A 19,714-nucleotide genomic window follows, 5' to 3' on the forward strand; every position below is an offset into this window, starting at 1 on the left:
GGCAGTACAGCAGGTCCGATTTTGCCGGAGAACACGATGCCCACCGATACGCCCCAGCCCGCCTTTGTCCTTGTCCGCCCGCAGATGGGCGAGAATATCGGTGCCGCGGCGCGGGCGATGTGGAACTTCGGCCTCGACCGGATGCGCATCGTGGCGCCGCGCGACGGATGGCCGAACCCCAAGGCGGTGGCGATGTCTTCTGGCGCCGGGCGGCTGCTGGATGAGGCGCAGCTGTGCGCCGACGTGCCGGAGGCGCTGGGCGACTGCACCTATGTCTTTGCCACCACCGCCCGCCAGCGCGGGTTGACCAAGCCGGTTTACAGCCCCGAGCGGGCCATGCAGATCGCGGCTGAGAAGATCGCGGCGGGGGAGAAAGTCGCGGTGATGTTCGGCCCCGAACGTGCGGGCCTTGAGAATGAAGATATCGCCAAGGCCAACGCCATCATCTCGGTGCCGGTGAACCCGCTTTATGCCTCCTTGAACCTGGGCCAGTGCGTGCTGCTGACCGGCTATGAATGGATGCGCCAGTCCAGCGACGTGCTGCATGAGACCACCGATCTGGGCCGCAAAGGCGAATGGGCCACAGGTGTTGAGGTCGAAAAGCTGGTGGAGCATTACGAGGACCGTCTGGACGCGGCTGGCTTCTTCTTCCCGCCGGAAAAGGCCGAGGGCATGAAGACCAACCTGCGTAATCTGTGGAGCCGGATGCGGATGACGCGTTCGGACGTGCAGATGCTGCACGGCATCATGCGCCAGATGGTCCGCTGGAAAGAACGCGGCGGCGAGTAAGCCGCTCTGGACCTTTAGATTACCCGCCCCTAGCTTGGCACCACAGACAAAGAGGCAAGCATGAGCAAGCGCAGCATTTTCGAAGAGGTTGAGGGCGAGAAGAAAGACGCGCCCGCGGTGCAGACCGGTCTGATCGACCGCGGCCGCGGCGGTGCCCGCAAGGCGATCCGTGCCTGGCTGATGGTGCTGTTTGCGCTGGTGGTTGCGATGATCGTTGTGGGGGGGCTGACCCGCCTGACCGACTCCGGCCTGTCGATCACCGAATGGCGCCCGGTGACCGGGGCGATCCCGCCGATGTCGGAGGCCGAATGGCAGGCAGAGTTCGACAAATACAAGGAAATCGACCAGTGGCGCATTCAGAACCAGTGGATGGAACTGTCTGATTTCAAATCGATCTACTGGTGGGAATGGGGCCACCGCCAGCTGGGCCGTTTCATTGGCGTGGTCTGGGCGCTTGGGTTCCTGGGCTTCCTGGCTGCGCGCAAGATTCCCGCCGGCTGGGCGGGCCGTTTGGCGCTGCCCGGTCTCCTCGGCGGGGTTCAGGGCGCCATCGGCTGGTGGATGGTGGCCTCTGGCGTGACCCAGGGCGAAGGGATGACCGCCGTCGCCTCCTACCGGCTGGCCACCCATCTGGGGCTGGCGTTTGTGATCCTTGGCTTCATTGTCTGGTATGTGCTGATGCTGGGCCGCGAAGAGCGCGAGCTGATGCAGGCGCGCCGGGCCAAGGAGGCCAAGCTGTTCAGCCTGTCCACCGGCCTGATGCATTTCGCCTTCCTGCAGATCCTGCTGGGCGCGCTGGTGGCGGGCATTGACGCGGGCCGCTCCTATACTGACTGGCCGCTGATGGGCGGGCAGGTGATCCCGCCAAACCCCTTCATGATTGAGCCGGTCTGGAAGAACTTCTTTGAAAACCCCGGGTTGGTGCAATTCATCCACCGGGTTGCGGGTTATCTGCTGTTTGCCTTTGGCGCGGTGGCCTGGCTGCGCGGGCGCGGCTCTGCCCATGCGCGCACCCGCTTTGCGTTCAACGCGGTCTTTGCGGCGCTCTCCGTGCAGGTGCTGCTGGGCGTCATCACCGTGGTATACGCCGCGCCGCTTCACGCCGCGATCACCCATCAGCTGGTGGCAATTGGTGTCTGGGCACTGATCCTGCGCGCCCGCTTCCTGTCTGCCTATCCCATTGCAACCTCGATCAAGGATCACTGACCTATGAGCGCATTTGACGAACTGATGGCCTTCCAGCGCGAAACCCAGGCGCTGGGGCAGATTGCGGGCCGTCTGGGCTGGGATCAGGAAACCATGATGCCGCGCGGGGCCGCGCCGCAGCGGGGCGAGGAAATGGCCGCGATGGAGGCGGTGCTGCACGCCCGCCGCTCCGACCCGCGGGTGGCGGAGTGGCTGGAACAGGCGGTTGCCCCGAATGAGGCGGGTGAAGCCCAGCTGCGCGAGATCCGCCGCAGCTACGAGCGGACGGTCAAGGTGCCCGCCGATCTGGCCAAGAAGATCGCTCAGGTCACGTCTGTCGCGCAGGGGCAGTGGGCTGCGGCGCGGGCGGATGAGGATGTGGCGGCCTTTGTGCCGGTGCTGGAGGAAGTTGTCGCACTGAAACGCGAGGAAGGCCTGGCGCTGGCCGCGGGCGGTGGTGTTTATGACGCCATGGTCGAGGACTATGAGCACGGCATGACCGGGGCCGCGATCGCGGAAATCTTTGATGCCATGCGCCCCGGACTGGTGGAGCTGCGCGCCAAGGTGCTGGAGAAACCCGCGCCGACGGGGTTGACCGGCAGTTTCGATGAAGCCGCGCAGATGAAGCTGACCCGCAAGCTCGCCAAACAGTTCGGTTATGACATGTCCCATGGCCGGGTCGACAAGGCGGTGCATCCGTTCTGCTCCGGCGCGGGGCTGGACGTGCGGATCACTACGCGGACCAGCGAAAGTGATCCGTTCAACTGCTTCTATTCCACCATTCATGAGGTCGGCCACGCGGCCTATGAGCAGAACATCAGCCGCGATTACCTGCTGACGCCGCTGGGCAGCGGCGTGTCGATGGGGGTGCATGAAAGCCAGAGCCGGATCTATGAGAACCAGATCGGCCGAAGCCGCGCCTTTACCGGCTGGCTGTTTGAGGAGATGAAAGACGCCTTTGGCGATTTCGGTGTTGCTGATGCGGATGCTTTCTATGCTGCCGTGAACACGGTGCAAAAGGGCTATATCCGGACAGAAGCGGATGAGCTGCAATACAACCTCCATATCATGATGCGGTTCGGCCTGGAGCGCGCGCTGATGAGCGGCGATCTGGCAGTGAAGGATCTGGAAGCGGCCTGGAACGACCGGTTCGAGGCGGACTTCGGCTATGCCGTGGACAAGCCGTCCAACGGCTGTTTGCAGGACGTGCATTGGTCGGTGGGCCTGTTCGGCTATTTCCCGACCTACACGCTGGGCAATGTCTATGCCGGCTGCCTGTATCAGGCACTGCGCCGGGATGTGCCGGGGCTGGATGCAGAACTGGCTGAGGGCAACACAGAAGGCGCAACCGGATGGCTGAAGGAGAACCTGCAGCAGCATGGCGGGTTGCGCAGCCCGCGTGAGACCATTGTGCACGCCTCCGGCATGGAGCCGGGCCACGCCCCGCTGCTGGCCTATCTCGAAGAGAAATTCAGCCTGCTCTACGATCTCTGAGTCGGCAGTGCATCACGGCTAAGGCCCTCTGGCGGCAGCGGAAAACCCGCTGCCCCGGAAATGCCGCATTTTAACAGTATTCTCTTAATCCTTGGGGGTGTGAGTAAGAGAGTAATCTGATGCATACAGCCGTCGCCTACCTGATTTTTGCCAGTTATGTGCTGGGAGCCACCCTGGTCTGAGGCATATGCCCGTCAGATCAGCGCCATCCGTTCCGCCCGTTCCGGATCCGGGAAGGGCCGGTAGAGGCCGATGTCGGCCGTGGCGATCAAAGCTCTGACGTGGGAGTAGAGTTTCTCCACTTCCTCGTCATGTTCGCCCAGCACCCGGAACGCCTGATCCAGCTGGGTCATGTCCCTGAATTCGATTTCCAGCAGGAAGTCGCGGCAGGTGTCGCTGGCCATGTCCAGTTTGCGGCGCAGCAGCCGCCAGCTTTGGATCACGCCGCGTTCGTGCAGATAACCCATCCATTGATCGACCGCGCTGGCAAAGGTGAGCGCCTTGGCCTCGTGATGCAGGTCGATGGAGCAGTGGTACAAGTTCATTGGGGTATTCCCTTCATGAGAAATCAGAACTTGCCGTAACACTACCTAAGATCCGTTAGGGGGCCGTTAACGAAGCGAACGCCGCCCCGGCAACGGGACGGCGTTCAATGTTTTCAATGGGTTGGTGTGCGAGGGGGCTTATTCTTCGCCGCCGTCCTCTTCCTCGCCGTTCTCGGCAATCCAGGCGACGGAGACCACTTCTTCACCCTTTCCGGTGTTGAACACCCGCACCCCGCCGGCAGAACGCGAGCGGAAGGAGATGCCATCGACCGGAACCCGGATCGACTGCCCCTTGGAGGTGGCCAGCATGATCTGGTCGTCCATTTCCACCGGGAAGGAGGCCACGATCTCGCCGCCGCGCATCGCCTTGTCCATCGCTGTGACGCCCATGCCGCCGCGGCCGCGCACCGGATAGTCGTGCGAGGACGAAAGTTTGCCCGAACCGCCGGTAGTGATGGTCAGGATCAGGTTCTCGGCTGCCGACATCTCTGCATAAAGCTCGGTCGAGAAGTTCGGATCCTCGGGCGCATCCTCATCCGAAGACTCGGCGTCGTCGGTCAGACCGGCCATGGCACGGCGCATCTTGAGGTAAGCGGTCCGTTGCTCCGGGGTGTATTTGGAGTGGCGGATCACCGACATCGAGACCACATCGTCCTCACCGGTCAGCTTGATGCCGCGGACACCAGTGGATTCGCGCGAGTTGAACACCCGCACATCGGTGGAGCGGAAGCGGATGGCGCGGCCCGAATTGGTGAACAGCATCACGTCGTCATCTTCGGAGCAGATGCGCACGTTCACCAGTTTGACGGAGCCGTCCTCCGGCAGCTTCATCGCGATCTTGCCGTTGCGGCGGACGTTGGTGAAGTCCGACAGACGGTTACGGCGCACGTCGCCGCCGGAGGTCGCAAAGACCACCTGCAGATTTTCCCATTCCTCATCCGGCACATCGACCGGCATGATGGCAGCGATGGAAACCCCGGTCGGGATCGGCAGGATGTTGACGATTGCCTTGCCCTTGGACGTGCGGCCGCCCTGCGGCAGGCGCCAGGTCTTGAGCTTGTAGACCATGCCGTCGGTGGTGAAGAACAGAAGCTGGGTGTGGGTGTTGGCCACGAAGAGGGTGGTGATCACATCCTCTTCCTTGGTCTGCATGCCCGAGACGCCCTTGCCGCCGCGCTTCTGGGCGCGGAAGTCGGCCAGCGGCGTGCGCTTGATGTAGCCGCCGGAGGTCACGGTCACCACCATGTCCTCGCGCTCGATCAGGTCCTCGTCCTCCATGTCGCCGGACCAGTCGACGATCTCGGTGCGGCGCGGCACGGCGAAGTTGTCGCGCACCTCGCGCAGCTCGTCGCTGATGATGCCCATGATGCGCTCGCGCGAGGACAGAATCTCAAGGTATTCCTTGATCTTGCGGGCCAGTTCTTCGAGCTCGTCGGTGACCTCTTTCACGCCGATCTGGGTCAGGCGCTGCAGGCGCAGCTCCAGAATGGCACGGGCCTGGGTCTCTGACAGGTTATAGGTCCCGTCGTCGTTCATGGTGTGGGTCGGGTCGTCGATCAGGCGGATGTAGTCCGCGATGTCGGCGGCCGGCCAGCGCCGGGTCATCAGCTTCTCGCGCGCCTCAGCCGCGTCAGCGGAGGAACGGATGGTTGCGACGATTTCATCGACGTTGGAGACGGCAACCGCGAGTCCGCAGAGGATGTGGCTGCGTTCGCGGGCCTTGCGCAGCTCATAAGCTGTGCGGCGGGCGACCACGTCCTCGCGGAAGTCGATGAAGGAGGTCAGGAACCGGCGCAGGGTCAGCTGCTCGGGACGGCCGCCGTTCAGCGCCAGCATGTTGCAGCCAAAGGAGGTCTGCATCGGGGTGAAGCGGAACAGCTGGTTCAGCACCACCTCAGGCGTTGCGTCGCGTTTCAGTTCAACGACAACCCGGACGCCGTTGCGGTCGGATTCGTCCTGCACATGGGCGACGCCCTCAATCTTTTTCTCGCGGACCTGCTCGGCGATCTTTTCGATCATCGCGGCTTTGTTCACCTGATAGGGAATCTCATCCACGACAATGGCATAGCGGTCCTTGCGGATCTCCTCGACGCGGGTTTTGGAGCGGATGATCACACTGCCGCGGCCCTCCAGATAGGCCTTGCGGGCGCCGGAGCGGCCCAGCATGACGCCGCCGGTCGGGAAGTCGGGGCCAGGGATGTAGTCGATCAGCTGTTCGCTGGTCAGATCCGGGTCCTCGATCAGCGCAAGCGTCGCATCGACGACTTCGCCCAGGTTGTGCGGCGGGATATTGGTGGCCATGCCGACCGCGATGCCGCCGGCGCCGTTGACCAGCATGTTCGGGAAGCGGGCCGGGAGCACGGTCGGCTCGCGGTCCTTGCCGTCGTAGTTGTCCTGAAAATCGACGGTCTCTTTCTCGATATCCGCCAGGATCGCCGCGGCGGGCTTGTCCATGCGGACCTCGGTGTAACGCATGGCCGCCGGGTTGTCGCCGTCCATCGAGCCGAAGTTGCCTTGACCGTCCAGAAGCGGCAGCGACATCGAGAAGTCCTGCGCCATCCGCACCAGCGCGTCATAGATCGCGCTGTCGCCGTGCGGGTGGTATTTACCCATCACGTCGCCAACCGGGCGGGCCGACTTGCGGTAGGCCTTGTCATGGGTGTTGCCGGATTCGTGCATTGCATAGAGAATGCGGCGGTGAACCGGTTTCAGACCGTCCCGCAGGTCCGGAATTGCACGGCTGACGATGACCGACATCGCATAGTCGAGATACGAGTTGCGCATCTCGGCTTCGATGGAAACGGTCGGCCCGTCATAGGCCGGGCGTTCCGGCAGGTTTTCGTCCATGTTTTCAGGAGTTTCCGGCGTATCGCTCACGTTGGCTGCCCGCTCTTTCTTCTGGGTCTATATATTGTGTTCGCACCCTATCAGAGACCGTATATGGGGCGCAAGCACACAGCCCCCGAAAGCCGGATTCTGGCCGTTCACGCATTGGTAACGCACTGTTTTTGAGGAAATTAACCAATTGCAGCCTAGCATCAATCAGAGGGGGTAAGAATTGGAGGCTAGAGATGGAGACCAGCGAAACCGAGCTGATGCTCAAGGGATACGGGCTGACCACGGCGGAATTCACTTATCACATGCCGGACCACATCCATGTATTGAACACTTTTGTCTGGCAGGAATACGACCTTGCGCCGGACCACCCGCGGCTGTTTGAGTTCATCGAATTCTGGCATCGCGAGATTGAGGGGCCGCTGCATTCGGTGCGGTTCAATCACCGCAAGATGATCGGCCCCGGCGAATGGCGCAATGTGGTCGGAGAGTTCCAGATCCACTGACCAGACCCACTGACTAATTCCATTGTGTCGGATCAGCGCCAGGCATAGACCGCGCAGCCGGTGGAGCCGCTGGAGGTGAAACTGCGCCCGTCCGCCGCCAGGCGCCCGCGCCAGGTGACGGTGATGCCGGGAAAGTAGTCCGTGCCGCTGATCTGCTGGCCGTTCAGGTAGACTTCTGTGTTGGCGTTCTGGCCCAGTGAATCGCTGAGCCGCCCGTGGTATTTGTTGCTGCCTGCATGGGTGTAATGGACGTTCCCCGTGACCTTGACCACCAAGGCGCAGGTTGCCTTGAACTTCCAGGCGCCTGCCAGCGGAGCAGCGGCTTTTGTTGGAGAAGGTGCCGGGGTGGAGGCAGTTCTGGGCGCAGATTTGCAGATTTCCCCCGCCTTTTGGCGCAGTTCCTCCAGTGCGTGGGCGGTGCCCAGATCATCGGCGCCGAGGGTGCTGTCCGACGCTGCCAGATAGGCAGCAAAGGCGCTGCGGGTGCGCGGGCCGGCAATCCCGTCTGGGCGGCCGGCCTGGCAGCCGATTTCGTTCAGCGCCGCCTGTGTGTCCCGCATCACCGCCTTGGAGTCCGGGATGACCGGAACGTCAGGGGTTCCGGGCGTTTCCCGGGCAGGTGGCTCCGCCTGCGCCTGTTCAGTTTCCAGTCCCTGCCTTAGCTGCAAGGCAACTGTGTAGGTGTATTCGTTCTCGCGGCCTGTGTAGCGTTCCAGAAAGCTATCGAGGGCCTGCGGGGTTCCTATCGAACGGGCGACCTCAAAATCCGTTTGCATTGTACTTGCAGGCAAGGGCGCAGGTTCAGCGGGTAGGGCGGCCTGGGTGAAATAGAATTCCCCCAGCATTTCATCATAATAAGCAGGCACCTGGCGGTGCTGGACGGTCAGCGCCAAGTCACGCACCTCGCGCCGGAGGCCCGCAACCAGCGTGCGCAGCTCAAGCCCCGGTTCGGACAACAGCGGCAGCAGAGCGCGGGTGAAGACGGAGTTTTCCGCCGTGTCGTCTTCGTTCAGACGGTCCAGTGCCAGCTGGCCGGCCCCGGCGGAGAAGATCACGAACGTGCCTTGCGGGGCCGCAATCCGGCCAAGGCCTCGGGTGGTGCCGATGCTGCGGCCCTCGACCAGTTCGAACGGGTTGTTGCGGCAGGCGTCGATGACCACCACGGCGGAGCGTGCACCAGTCTTGCGGACGCGGTCCAAGAGGTCGGACAGGGCGATGGATTCGGACTTCACAAAATCGCTGCCGCCCGCGCTGGGGGCGGCGATGTCAGTGGGCAGCAGGTAATTCTCGCCGTCGATTTCCACCCCGTGGCCGGCAAAGAAGACAAAGGCCGCATCACCGGGTTCCAGCCGGGCGGTGAACTCAGAAATCTTCTTGTTCAGCCCGCGTCGGTCCTGGTCCAGCGCTGTGGTGACGGTGAAGCCCAGCTCATTCAGTTTTGTGCCAATGGACTGCGCGTCTGCGCGGGCCTTGGCCAGAACGGGAACGTCGGAATAGCTGTTATTGCCAATGACCAGTGCCATCCGGTTCTGTGCGGCTGCGGCGATGGGCAGGAGACAAAGAAACAGAACTATGAGGAAACGCATGACACAACACCCGGCAGACAATATGGCACCATGGTGCCATCCCGCCGTGCACAGGTCAAAGCGTCTTGAGCGCTCAGGCTGAACAGCTGGCGCCGCCGAGGACGCAGAATTTTGCGCAATGGGGGTGGTTCAGCTGCACAGGGCGTTCAGCCTCCGCCAGGGTCGCGCCCATTTCGAACTCAGGGGAATACGGCAGCAGGGTACAGGCCAGAACGGCGGGAGTATCCGCGCCTTTGCGCTTCACGACCATGCGGGAGGAGGCGCACATCACGCTGTCGGGCGACTTGTTCAGGATGCCCCAGCAAGCGGTTGTGATTTCAGGGACTTCGACAGTCTCGTCCATCTCCGGGAACAAGACGGTCTGGCCGGGGTTCTGCGCGTCGATGGCAAAGCCGTATTCGGCAAACAGCGCGGCGTACCCCACGCGGGCCTCGGCATCTGTCTCGCCCCAGACGGTGCGGCCTGCGACGGCCATGCGGAAGCCGTTGTCCCGCAGCCATTCCATGCCTTCGATGGTCTTGGCAAAGCTGCCCGCACCGCGTTCTTTGTCGTGCAGTTCGGCGCTGTGGTGGTCGACCGAGATCCGCAGGGTCAGCTTGTCCCCGAAGTCTTCCAGCAGGGCCAGCAAGCCCGCCTTGACCGTCTTGCGCATCATCGGGCGCATGGCGTTGGTGAGGATCAGCACCTCGAACCCGCGCTCCAGCGCGGCGCGGGCCATTGGGATCATGTCCGGGTTCATGAAGGGCTCGCCACCGGTGAAGCCGATTTCCCGGATCGGCCAGTTCCGGTCCGCGATCTGCTCCAGGTAGTCCTGCACTTCCGCTGCAGTCAGATAGACCAGCGCATCATTGCTGGGGGAGCTGAGAATATAGCAGTTGCTGCATTCGATGTTGCACAGAGTGCCGGTATTGAACCAAAGGGTCTCCGGATGGCTGAGCGGCACAGAGGCGCGCTGCTGACCGTCTGCCGTCACAAAGGCGTCTTGGAACTTGCCTAGGTTGGCGGCAGATTTTTGCAGGTCTTTCATGCGGATGTCCTTCGGGGCAGTTCCTTTCGCGGCAAGCTACCTTATACTGGGAACGAATTGAAAGCAGCCGGGCAGGCACATGACAGGGATGTGAGCGGCAGTGTGCCGCGCCTGCACCGGCCGAGACAGGATGAACAAGAATGGTTTCGCGTGTGATACCGGTCGATCCGTTTGACCTGGTGATTTTTGGCGGCACTGGCGATCTGGCGCAGCGCAAGATCCTGCCCGCGCTGTTCCGCCGCCATTGCGCCGGCCAGCTGACCGGGGATGAGCGTATTATAGGCGCTGCGCGCACCAGCCTGACCAGTGACGAATACAGGACAGTCGTGGCGGAAGCCCTGCGCACGCATGCGGGACCCAAGGCCTGCGGCGGCGGTGCGCTGGAGGCGTTTCTGGAGCGGGTGAGCTATGTGGCGCTGGACGCGTTGGGCGAGGAGGGCTGGCAGGAGCTGAGCCAGCAGCTGCGCCCGCCGGAGAGCGTCTCGATCCGAATGTTTTATTTTTCGGTCGGCCCCGGTCTGTTCGGGCCGTTGGCCGAGCGCCTGCACCGGCACGGGCTGGCCAATGCGGACACGCGGATCGTGGTGGAGAAACCCTTTGGCCGCGATCTGGAGACTGCGCGGGAATTGAACCGCACCCTGGCCAGCCACTTTGACGAAGGCCAGATCTACCGGATTGACCATTACCTGGGCAAAGAAACGGTGCAGAACCTGATGGCGGTCCGGTTCGGCAATATGCTGTTTGAGCCATTGTGGAACAGCCAGTATGTCGACCACATCCAGATCACCGTGGCGGAAACCGTCGGGGTGGAAGGGCGCGAGGAGTATTACGAGCGCGCAGGCGCGATGCGCGACATGATGCAGAACCACCTGATGCAGCTCTTGTGCCTCATTGCGATGGAGCCGCCGGCGAAATTCGACCCGGACGCGGTGCGCGATGAGAAGCTGAAGGTGATCCGGGCGCTGGACCCGGTGGAGCCGCATCACATCGTGCGCGGCCAGTATCAGGCCAATCTGGACCCGGAGGCGCCGCATCCCTCCTACCGCGGGCTGGTTGGCAACCCGCGCAGCACCACGGAGAGCTATGTTGCGCTGAAGGCGCATATCAGCAATTGGCGGTGGGCGGGCACGCCGTTCTACCTGCGCACCGGCAAGCGTTTGGTGAACCGGTCCTCCGTCATCAACGTGATGTTCAAGGACGCGCCGCATTCGATTTTCGGGGCCGAGGCCGGGCGGCACGCCAACCATCTGAAGATCCGCCTGCAGCCCAATGAAGGCATTACGCTGAGCGTGACCATCAAGGAACCGGGGCAGGGCGGGATGCGGCTGATAGACGTGCCCTTGGACATGAGCTTTGCCGAGGCGCTGGGGCCGGAGGGCGGTGATCCGCCGGATGCCTACGAGCGTTTGATTATGGATGTTGTGCGCGGCAACCAGACGTTGTTTATGAGGGGTGACGAGGTAGAAGCCGCCTGGGCCTGGACCGATCCGGTAATTGAGGGCTGGAAATCCCGCGGCGATGTGCCTAAACCCTACGTTAGCGGTACCACCGGTCCGGAGGATGCCAATTTGCTGATGCGCCGCGACGGGCGTGAATGGAGGGGGATCAACCCATGAAATTCAACGAATACCCTGATCAGGACATGCTGGCGATCGAAGTTGCGAATGAAATCGCCGGGGATCTGAAGACCCATCTGCTGCATCATGATGCAGCGTCCTTTGCGGTTGCGGGCGGCACCTCGCCAGGGCTTATCTTTGATGATCTCTGTGCTGCAGACATCGAATGGGACCGGGTGCATGTCCTGGCGACGGATGAGCGCTGGGTGCCGCAGGAGCATGCCCGCTCCAACGCGGCGATGATCCGCAAGCGGCTGCTGCAGAACCGGGCCTCGGCGGCACAGTTCCTGCCGTTTCATGTGCCGGAGCGGGAACCGGAGGAAGTGCTGGCGGAGCTTGAAAGCCGGGTGGTTCCGGAGCTGCCGCTGTCGGTGCTGCTGCTGGGCATGGGTGAGGACATGCACACGGCCTCGCTGTTCCCAGGTGCGGCCGGAATTGAAGAGGTTTTGGCGGCTGACGCGCCGCCGCTGGCGGTGATGCGGCCGGACAGCCAGCCCGAAGCGAGGATCAGCCTGACTGCGCGGGTGCTGGACGGAGCGATTGCCAAGCATCTGGTGATCTTCGGAGATGCCAAGCGCAAGGCATTGGAAAAGGCAATGACGCTGCCGCCGGAAGAGGCGCCAATTCAGGCAGTTCTGTCCGAGACGTCCGTCCATTGGGCGCCTTGAACTCAGGAAAGGTAGAAATGTTCACTGCATTGAAGACGCTGCATTCCGAAGTTTGCGGCGAAGACATTGTTGATCTGTTTAAGAAAAACCCGGACCGGGCCGAAGATTTCAGCGTGCGGGTTGAAACCCTGCTGTTTGACTATTCGAAAACCCGGATTTCTGCCAAAGTCCGCACCGCTCTGACGGACCTGTGCGAAGACCGGAAAGTTGCCGCCAAGCGCGAAGCGATGTTCGAGGGCGGACAAATCAACGAAACCGAACAGCGGGCCGTGTTGCACACGGCGTTGCGCGATCCCGACGGACCGGAGCTGCTGATCGATGGCGCGGATATCCGCGGACCTTTGCGCAAGACGCTGGAGCGGATGGAGAAATTGGCCGCCGATGTCCGCTCTGGCGTTATGCAGGGGCCGGGCGGGGCGTTTACCGATGTGGTCAACATCGGCATTGGCGGTTCGGACCTGGGGCCGGTCATGGCGACGCTGGCGCTGGCACCCTATCATGACGGGCCGCGTTGCCAATTTGTGTCCAACGTGGATGGCGCGCATATTCACGACATCCTGCAACGGCTTGATCCCCAAACAACCTTGGTGATCGTTGCTTCCAAGACCTTCACCACCATTGAAACCATGACCAATGCGGCGACGGCGCGGCGCTGGGTTGAGGCGGGCGGCGGCGATCCTGCTCAGCAATTCCTGGCCCTGTCGACCTCTGAGGAGGAAACAGCCGCCTTTGGCATTCCGCGCAAGCATGTGTTCGGCTTTGAGGATTGGGTCGGCGGGCGCTATTCGGTCTGGGGGCCGATCGGACTGAGCCTGATGCTGGCTGTCGGGCCGGAGAATTTCCGCGCCTTTCTGGCCGGCGCCAAGGCGATGGATGACCATTTCCGCAGCGCGCCCTGGCAGCAGAACATGCCGGTAATGCTGGCGTTGACCGGGATCTGGCACCGGCAGGTCTGCAGCCATCCGACCCGCGCGGTGCTGCCCTATGACCAGCGGCTTCGGCGGCTGCCGGCCTATCTGCAGCAATTGGAGATGGAGTCAAACGGCAAGATGGTGGCGATGGATGGTACGGCGCTGCCATATCCCTCCGGCCCGGTGGTCTGGGGGGAACCCGGCACCAACGGCCAGCACGCGTTTTATCAGCTGCTGCATCAGGGCACGTCGGTTATTCCTGCCGAGTTTCTGGTGGCCGCCCAAGGGCATGAGCCGGAACTTGCGCATCACCACAAGCTGCTGGTGGCGAACTGCCTGGCCCAGTCCGAGGCGCTGATGCGCGGCCGCAGTTTGCAAGAGGCCCGCGCGCTGATGCAGGCCAAGGGATTTGAAGGCGCAGAGCTGGAACGCCAGGCGCAACACCGGGTGTTTCCGGGCAACCGGCCCTCGACAACGCTGGTCTACCCGAAACTGACCCCGTATGTGCTGGGCCAGATCATTGCCCTTTATGAACACCGGGTGTTTGTCGAGGGGGTGATCCTGGGGATCAACTCCTTTGACCAATGGGGGGTGGAGCTGGGCAAGGAACTGGCCAACACGCTGGCTCCGCTGCTCGCGGGGGAGAAGAGCGCAGACGGCAAAGACGGCTCAACCCGCGCTTTGCTGGATTATGTGCGCGGCGCCGGAGGCTAACGTTCACAGTATACCCGCGGGGCGGAAACGCCCCGCGGCAATGATCAGGGCAGCGTTACGCTGCTGGTGATCGTGTTGACGAAGTTACCGCTTGCCGGATCGGTGAGCGAAGAAAACTTGCCGCCGCCCTCAGCTGTTGCCCAGGGGCCGGTTCCGCCGCTCAGTTTCCAGCTGCCGGTTAGGGCGCCGGAGGCATCCATGCCTTCGGCATGCCAATGCAGCACCACCTTGTCGCCGGCCTTGTCGGTGAAGGCGCAGATGCCGCCGCCGGTGACACCGGATGGTGCGGCCTCAACCGCGCCAAAGCACGGCCCGGCGGCGCCGTTCATCGGATGATCGGCGTCTTCCATCTCGACATTTTCGTAAGAGCTGCTGGTCTGGATCACCATATGGCCGTCTGCAATCTCAGTAGGTGTGTTGCTGGCGATGCCTGTTCCGGTGCCGCCCTGTTCCCAGGTTGTGCCCGCACCTGCGGTTCCGGCGCTGAATGCACACAGAAGTGCGGCGGCGAAATAGTGACGTGTCATACTGGTACCCTCCCAAACTGGCCGCCCTTAACAAGCGGGCGTGCCGGGGCAGTTTAGCACAAACAGGCAGCAGGTGCTTGACCTTGGCGGTCAAAGGGCTGCGCCGTGAGAGCGTTCGGCAAGTATTTGAAAAATATGGAAGGCTGGAGCGGGTAGCGGGAATCGAACCCGCGCCTTAAGCTTGGGAAGCTCGCATGATACCATTTCACCATACCCGCTCGTGAGGGCAGGATTATGCTGCGGCGCCGGTAAGGTCAAGGGCGCCGCAGCGGAATTTTCAGCCGGGCAGGATCAGCCGCGGCGGCGTCTGCGGCGCCCGCCTGCGCCGTCGCCGTCACCGCCGCCGGTGTTGAAATTCACCTGCGGCAGGGTCACCACGGTTTCCAGGATCGGGAAGGGTTCCGCCGAATTCGGGATTGCCGAGGCGTTTACGAAATGCTCCTGGAAGCGGGGTTCGACGGCGGTCTCGATCTTCTCGATCCGGCGCACGGTTTCTTCAATCTCGCCGCGCGCTTCGGTGTTCAGAAGCGCAATGCGGGCGCCGGTGCCTGCGGCGTTGCCGGCCGAGGTGACCTTCTCCAGCACGCAATCGGGGATCATGCCCAGAACCATCGCGTGTTTCGCTGAGATATGCGCGCCAAAGGCGCCGGCCAGCACCACGCGGTCGACGTTTTGAACGCCGAACTTGTCCATCAAGAGGCGCGCGCCGGAGTAGAGCGCCGCCTTGGCCATCTGGATCGCGCGGATGTCCGGGTTGGTGACGGTGATGGTTGGACCGCCCTCGGCGGAGCCGTCCCACAGCATGTAGGCATTGGTGCGCCCGTCCGCGATGCAGCGGGCGGAGCCGGTCTGCTCTGCCGAGCCGATCAGGCCGGAGGCGTCCAGCACGCCCGCCAGGCGCATCTCGGCAATCGCCTCAATGATGCCGGAGCCGCAGATTCCGGTGATACCGGTGGTGGCAATGGATTCCGAGAAGCCGTCCTCATCCGACCAGACGTCAGAGCCGATCACCCGGAAGCGCGGTTCCTTGGTCTCCGGGTTGATCTCAACGCGTTCGATGGCGCCGGGGGCGGCGCGCTGGCCGCTGGAGATCTGCGCGCCCTCAAACGCCGGGCCGGTGGGGGAGGAGCAGGCAAGAACCTTTTCCTTGTTGCCCAGCAGGATCTCTGCGTTGGTGCCGACGTCCACGACCAGCACCAGGTCTTCGGATTTGTCGGGTGCTTCCGACAGCGCCACCGCAGCAGCATCGGCGCCGACGTGGCCGGCAATGCACGGCAGCAGGTAGACGCGGGCGGCGGGGTGGATGTTCAGGTCCAGTTCCACAGCGCGCAGCGCCAGCGCATTGGAGGTCGCCAGCGCAAAGGGCGCCTGGCCCAGTTCGAACGGGTCAATCCCTAGGAACAGGTGGTGCATCACCGGGTTGCAGACAAAGACCGCATCCACGATCAGCGCTTTGTCGATCTCTGCCTCAGCCGCGATCTGAGTGAACAGCGCGTTCATGCCCTCGCGCACCGCGCGGGTCATTTCCTGGTCGCCGCCCTTGTTCATCATCGAATAGGAGACCCGGCTCATCAGGTCTTCGCCAAAACGGATCTGCGGGTTCATGATGCCGGAGGAGGCCACGACCTCGCCGGTCTGAAGGTCGCAGAGGTGCGCGGCGATGGTGGTGGAGCCAAGGTCGACCGCCAAGCCGTAGATCGAGCCCTCGTAGAAGCCGGGCCAGATGTGCATTATCTTGGGCGGGTGGTTTTCGTCACCCAGATGCACGGCCACGGTGACCTTCCAGCCTCCTTTGCGCAGGGCAGGCTGAAGCACGCTCAGGATATGGAGGTCGGTCTTGACGCCTTTCAGGTTCCACTGGGCGTCCAGCGCCTCGATCAGCCGCTCCATATCGCCGGTGGGCTTGTGCATGTCGGGTTCTTCCACCTCGACATAGTACAGCCGGGTGGAGGGGTTCATGGTGATGTCGCGGGCCTCGGCGCGCTTGCGCACCACCTGGCGGTGGACCTGGCTTTCCGGCGGCACGTCGATCACGATGTCGCCCTGAACGGTGGCCTGGCAGCCCAGGCGGCGGCCGTCGATCAGGCCGCGCTTGTCCTTGTAGCGCTGCTCAACCTTGTTCCACTCGCTCAGCGCGCCCTCGGCCACGGTCACACCGTGCTTCGGGAATTCGCCGTAGGAGGGCGTAATCTGGCACTTGGAGCAGATGCCGCGGCCGCCGCAGACCGAGTCGAGATCGACACCGAGCTGCCGGGCGGCTGTCAGGATCGGCGTGCCCGCGGGGAAACGCCCGCGTTTGCCGGAGGGGGTAAACACAACGAGGGGTTCGTCAGTCATGCCTGTGGCCTTCTCATTCCGCAATTTAGGCGGAGCATATGGGCTTTTGCGGCAAGCGAAAGGCAATGGGCGGCATTTTCCCGTCTGCGGGCGCCATTTTTGAAGAATTGATGTGTTTGAAATGCGGTTTAAGGCCCGGCTTTAGGTTAGCCGCCCGCCTGTGCCTCAACGTCCTCAAGCCACGCCAGAATCTCTGCCCGGTTGCCGTCGAGCTGCGGAGCAGGGCGGCGGGTATCCGGGTCCGGCAGGCCGCTCATCTTGATCGGGTTGCCGGCGGACAGGTTTTCCGGGCGGCCGTCTTCGTCCAGCACATCGACAACCATGTTGCGGGCCAGGATCTGCGGGTCGCGCAGCACCTGATCCACGGTCTGGATCGGGCCGGTGGGAACGCCGGCCTCGCTCAGCACGGCGATCCAGTGGGCCTTGGGCTGATCCAGAGTAATTGCTTCGATCAAGCGCTTCAGAAGGCGCGCGTTTTCGCAGCGCGCCGGGTTGGTGGCAAAGCGCGGGTCCGCGGCCAGCGGCAGCTGCAGAGCTTCGCAGAGCCGGGTAAACAGCGCGTCATTGCCGGCCGCGATCACGAACAGCCCGTCCGCAGCGTGGAAGGTCTCAAACGGGGTGATCGACGGATGCCGCGCACCGGAGGGCTGGGGTGCTTCGCCGGTGACGGAGGTGATGGCGATGGCGTGTTCCAAGAGGGCCAGCTGGCTGTCCAGCATCGCAACGTCGATGAAGCGGCCCTTGCCTGTCTTCTGCACGTCCAGAAGTGCTGCGAGAATGCCGTGGCCGAGGAACATGCCCGCAACAATATCGCCGATGGAGGCGCCGACCCGGACCGGCTCGCGGTTTTTCTCTCCGGTGATCGACATGACCCCGCCACGGGCTTGAACCACCATGTCATAGGCCGGTTTCAACGCGTCCGGGCCGGTGTGCCCGAAGCCCGAGACCGCACCGTAGATCAGCCGGGGGAACCGGGCGTGCAGGTCTTCCCAGCCGTAGCCCAGCCGCTGCATCACCCCGGGCCGGTAGTTTTCCAGGAGCACGTCCGCCTGACCTAGCAGGCGTTCGAAGATTTTACGGTCCTCCGGTTCCTTTAGGTCCAATGCGATGCTTCGCTTGCCGTGGTTGATGGTTGCGAAATAGGCGCTGCTGCCGTGTTTGAAGGGTGGGAAGGCGCGGGTGTCGTCGCCGGTTCCGGGCCGTTCCACCTTGATCACCCTGGCGCCGAGGTCTGACAGGATCATCGAGCAATAGGGGCCTGCCAGAACATGGGTCAGGTCCAGAATGGTGATGTTTTCCAAGGGGGCGGACATGGCAAAATCCTGCATCATTTCTGCAGCTTTACTGATAACCGCAGCAGTGCCGCGCGCATTGACCCAGATCAGCCTGCTGCCAAAGAATTGCTGCGCTGCAGGAATTCTTGGCGCCGGCCTCTTTCCACCCGCAAGCTTCTGTGCCATAGGGTCACCGCCAAACGGGGTTATGCATGAGGACGACCAATGCAGATTCGTGAGGCTCTCACCTTTGATGATGTTCTACTGGTGCCAGGCGCGTCGAGCGTTCTGCCCAACACTGCGGATACGCGCACACGGGTGACCCAGTCGATCGCCCTCAACATTCCGCTGCTGAGTTCGGCAATGGACACCGTGACCGAGGCACGGATGGCGATTGCGATGGCGCAGGCCGGCGGCATGGGCGTGATCCACAAGAACCTGAACACCGAGGAACAGGCCCGCGAAGTGCGCCGGGTCAAGCGGTTTGTTTCCGGCATTGTTTACAACCCCATTACCCTGACCCCGGATCAGACCCTGGCCGATGCCCAGGCGCTGCAGGAACGCTACCGCGTCACCGGCTTCCCGGTGGTTGATGGCTCTGGCCGCGTGGTTGGCATCGTCACCAACCGCGACATGCGCTTTGCCAATGATGCCAGCACGCCGGTTTCGGTGATGATGACCTCGAACAACCTGGCGATGCTGCAGGAACCGGCCGATCTGGAAGAGGCCAAGTCGCTGATGAAGGCGCGCCGGATCGAAAAGCTGCTGGTGTCTGACAAGGACGGCAAGCTGACGGGTCTCTTGACCCTCAAAGACACCGAGCAGGCGGTTCTGAACCCCACTGCCTGCAAGGACGAGCTGGGCCGTCTGCGCGTGGCGGCTGCCAGCTCTGTCGGGGACAGCGGCTTTGAGCGTTCTGAGGCGCTGATCGACGCAGGTGTGGACGTTGTCGTGGTGGACACTGCGCACGGCCACTCCGCTGGCGTGATCGACGCGGTGAAGCGGATCAAGGCGCAGTACAGCAACATTCAGGTGATTGCCGGCAACGTGGCCACCGGTGAGGCAACGCGTGCGCTGATCGACGCCGGCGCCGATGCGGTCAAGGTTGGCATCGGTCCGGGCTCCATCTGCACCACCCGCATGGTGGCGGGTGTTGGCGTGCCGCAGCTGACCGCGATTATGGATTGCGCCGCAGCGGCCGGCGACGTGCCGGTTATCGCGGATGGCGGTATCAAGTTCTCCGGCGACTTTGCCAAGGCAATCGCGGCGGGCGCGTCCTGCGCCATGGTCGGCTCGATGATTGCCGGCACCGATGAGTCGCCGGGAGAGGTGATCCTCTATCAGGGCCGTTCCTTCAAATCCTACCGCGGCATGGGATCGATGGGCGCCATGGCGCGCGGCTCTGCTGACCGGTATTTCCAGAAGGATGCGGCCAGCGACAAGCTGGTGCCGGAAGGGATCGAAGGCCAGGTGCCTTATAAAGGCGGCGCAAACGCAGTGATCCACCAGCTGGTGGGCGGTCTGCGCGCGGCGATGGGCTATACCGGCTGTGCAACCGTCGACGAGATGCGCAAGAACTGCAACTTCGTCCGCATCACCGGTGCCGGCCTGAAGGAAAGCCACGTCCACGACGTGCAAATCACCCGCGAAGCGCCGAACTACCGGGTGGGCTGAGACTATGATGGCCGCTTGTGATACCG

15 protein-coding genes and 1 tRNA gene are annotated in these 19,714 nt (G+C 63.0%); 8 read left to right on the forward strand and 8 right to left on the reverse strand.

Features of this window, described 5'->3' with window-relative positions; translation table 11 throughout:
• Positions 1-36 precede the first annotated feature (36 nt).
• Genes RA24_RS16035 through RA24_RS16045 form a run of 3 tightly spaced genes read left to right on the forward strand, consistent with a single transcriptional unit; the run spans position 37 to position 3,468 of the window.
• Positions 37-789, forward strand: coding sequence for an RNA methyltransferase (locus RA24_RS16035; RefSeq protein WP_019296252.1), 753 nt, complete (start codon positions 37-39; stop codon positions 787-789).
• A gap of 60 nt (positions 790-849) precedes the next feature.
• The gene (gene ctaA, locus RA24_RS16040) at positions 850-1,995 is read left to right on the forward strand and encodes a heme A synthase (RefSeq protein ID WP_039192870.1); all 1,146 of its coding nucleotides are present in this window, start codon (positions 850-852) and stop codon (positions 1,993-1,995) included.
• A 3-nt stretch (positions 1,996-1,998) separates the two neighbouring features.
• The gene (locus RA24_RS16045; RefSeq protein ID WP_039192872.1) at positions 1,999-3,468 is read left to right on the forward strand and encodes a carboxypeptidase M32; all 1,470 of its coding nucleotides are present in this window, start codon (positions 1,999-2,001) and stop codon (positions 3,466-3,468) included.
• A 194-nt stretch (positions 3,469-3,662) separates the two neighbouring features.
• Here the strand turns inward: RA24_RS16045 and RA24_RS16050 are convergent, their stop codons facing one another.
• Entirely contained in the window at positions 3,663-4,013 is a 351-nt protein-coding gene (locus tag RA24_RS16050) for a DUF6614 family protein (RefSeq protein WP_039145874.1), read from the reverse strand.
• 138 nt (positions 4,014-4,151) lie between these two features.
• Positions 4,152-6,860, reverse strand: coding sequence for a DNA gyrase subunit A (gene gyrA, locus RA24_RS16055; protein ID WP_039192875.1), 2,709 nt, complete (start codon positions 6,858-6,860; stop codon positions 4,152-4,154).
• Between the two features lie 224 nt (positions 6,861-7,084).
• Between gyrA and RA24_RS16060 the strand changes: the two genes are divergently transcribed.
• Positions 7,085-7,354, forward strand: a complete 270-nt coding sequence (locus RA24_RS16060; RefSeq protein ID WP_019296257.1) for an usg protein — start codon at positions 7,085-7,087, stop codon at positions 7,352-7,354.
• Between the two features lie 32 nt (positions 7,355-7,386).
• On the opposite strand, the gene RA24_RS21820 is transcribed toward RA24_RS16060, so the two are convergent.
• Complete coding sequence (locus RA24_RS21820; protein ID WP_052269614.1) at positions 7,387-8,877, reverse strand: caspase family protein; 1,491 nt, start codon at positions 8,875-8,877, stop codon at positions 7,387-7,389.
• Between the two features lie 136 nt (positions 8,878-9,013).
• Entirely contained in the window at positions 9,014-9,967 is a 954-nt protein-coding gene (locus RA24_RS16070) for a radical SAM protein (protein WP_019296259.1), read from the reverse strand.
• A 140-nt stretch (positions 9,968-10,107) separates the two neighbouring features.
• On the opposite strand from RA24_RS16070, the gene zwf reads away from it, so the two are divergent.
• Genes zwf through pgi form a run of 3 tightly spaced genes read left to right on the forward strand, consistent with a single transcriptional unit; the run spans position 10,108 to position 13,876 of the window.
• Complete coding sequence (gene zwf / locus RA24_RS16075; RefSeq protein WP_019296260.1) at positions 10,108-11,583, forward strand: glucose-6-phosphate dehydrogenase; 1,476 nt, start codon at positions 10,108-10,110, stop codon at positions 11,581-11,583.
• Positions 11,580-12,251: a 6-phosphogluconolactonase gene (pgl, locus tag RA24_RS16080; RefSeq protein WP_039192878.1), complete on the forward strand. Its 672-nt coding sequence runs from the start codon at positions 11,580-11,582 to the stop codon at positions 12,249-12,251. The genes zwf and pgl overlap by 4 nt, the downstream gene beginning before the upstream one ends.
• A gap of 17 nt (positions 12,252-12,268) precedes the next feature.
• Positions 12,269-13,876 (forward strand): glucose-6-phosphate isomerase, encoded by a 1,608-nt coding sequence (gene pgi / locus RA24_RS16085; protein ID WP_039192881.1) that lies wholly within the window; start codon positions 12,269-12,271, stop codon positions 13,874-13,876.
• A gap of 44 nt (positions 13,877-13,920) precedes the next feature.
• Here the strand turns inward: pgi and RA24_RS16090 are convergent, their stop codons facing one another.
• From RA24_RS16090 to RA24_RS16105, 4 genes are all read right to left on the reverse strand, one after another.
• The gene (locus tag RA24_RS16090) at positions 13,921-14,403 is read right to left on the reverse strand and encodes a hypothetical protein (RefSeq protein WP_019296263.1); all 483 of its coding nucleotides are present in this window, start codon (positions 14,401-14,403) and stop codon (positions 13,921-13,923) included.
• A gap of 144 nt (positions 14,404-14,547) precedes the next feature.
• Positions 14,548-14,621, reverse strand: a tRNA-Gly gene (locus RA24_RS16095).
• 73 nt (positions 14,622-14,694) lie between these two features.
• The gene (locus RA24_RS16100; RefSeq protein WP_052257570.1) at positions 14,695-16,740 is read right to left on the reverse strand and encodes an ASKHA domain-containing protein; all 2,046 of its coding nucleotides are present in this window, start codon (positions 16,738-16,740) and stop codon (positions 14,695-14,697) included.
• Between the two features lie 146 nt (positions 16,741-16,886).
• Complete coding sequence (locus RA24_RS16105) at positions 16,887-18,053, reverse strand: CaiB/BaiF CoA transferase family protein (protein ID WP_039193066.1); 1,167 nt, start codon at positions 18,051-18,053, stop codon at positions 16,887-16,889.
• A gap of 186 nt (positions 18,054-18,239) precedes the next feature.
• On the opposite strand from RA24_RS16105, the gene guaB reads away from it, so the two are divergent.
• The gene (gene guaB / locus RA24_RS16110) at positions 18,240-19,688 is read left to right on the forward strand and encodes an IMP dehydrogenase (protein WP_039192884.1); all 1,449 of its coding nucleotides are present in this window, start codon (positions 18,240-18,242) and stop codon (positions 19,686-19,688) included.
• Positions 19,689-19,714: the final 26 nt, after the last annotated feature.

This window comes from Leisingera sp. ANG-M6 (genome assembly GCF_000813905.1).
Lineage (GTDB): Bacteria > Pseudomonadota > Alphaproteobacteria > Rhodobacterales > Rhodobacteraceae > Leisingera.

Excerpts from the sequence above, each read along its gene's own strand:
- RA24_RS16105 (WP_039193066.1), bottom strand. The coding sequence starts at position 18,053 with ATGTCCGCCCCCTTGGAAAACATCACCATTCTGGACCTGACCCATGTT.
- ctaA (WP_039192870.1), top strand. The coding sequence starts at position 850 with ATGAGCAAGCGCAGCATTTTCGAAGAGGTTGAGGGCGAGAAGAAAGAC.
- pgl (WP_039192878.1), top strand. The coding sequence starts at position 11,580 with ATGAAATTCAACGAATACCCTGATCAGGACATGCTGGCGATCGAAGTT.
- RA24_RS16090 (WP_019296263.1), bottom strand. The coding sequence starts at position 14,403 with ATGACACGTCACTATTTCGCCGCCGCACTTCTGTGTGCATTCAGCGCC.
- zwf (WP_019296260.1), top strand. The coding sequence starts at position 10,108 with ATGGTTTCGCGTGTGATACCGGTCGATCCGTTTGACCTGGTGATTTTT.
- pgi (WP_039192881.1), top strand. The coding sequence starts at position 12,269 with ATGTTCACTGCATTGAAGACGCTGCATTCCGAAGTTTGCGGCGAAGAC.
- RA24_RS16035 (WP_019296252.1), top strand. The coding sequence starts at position 37 with ATGCCCACCGATACGCCCCAGCCCGCCTTTGTCCTTGTCCGCCCGCAG.
- guaB (WP_039192884.1), top strand. The coding sequence starts at position 18,240 with ATGCAGATTCGTGAGGCTCTCACCTTTGATGATGTTCTACTGGTGCCA.
- gyrA (WP_039192875.1), bottom strand. The coding sequence starts at position 6,860 with ATGGACGAAAACCTGCCGGAACGCCCGGCCTATGACGGGCCGACCGTT.
- RA24_RS16060 (WP_019296257.1), top strand. The coding sequence starts at position 7,085 with ATGGAGACCAGCGAAACCGAGCTGATGCTCAAGGGATACGGGCTGACC.
- RA24_RS21820 (WP_052269614.1), bottom strand. The coding sequence starts at position 8,877 with ATGGCACTGGTCATTGGCAATAACAGCTATTCCGACGTTCCCGTTCTG.
- RA24_RS16050 (WP_039145874.1), bottom strand. The coding sequence starts at position 4,013 with ATGAACTTGTACCACTGCTCCATCGACCTGCATCACGAGGCCAAGGCG.
- RA24_RS16070 (WP_019296259.1), bottom strand. The coding sequence starts at position 9,967 with ATGAAAGACCTGCAAAAATCTGCCGCCAACCTAGGCAAGTTCCAAGAC.
- RA24_RS16100 (WP_052257570.1), bottom strand. The coding sequence starts at position 16,740 with ATGACTGACGAACCCCTCGTTGTGTTTACCCCCTCCGGCAAACGCGGG.
- RA24_RS16045 (WP_039192872.1), top strand. The coding sequence starts at position 1,999 with ATGAGCGCATTTGACGAACTGATGGCCTTCCAGCGCGAAACCCAGGCG.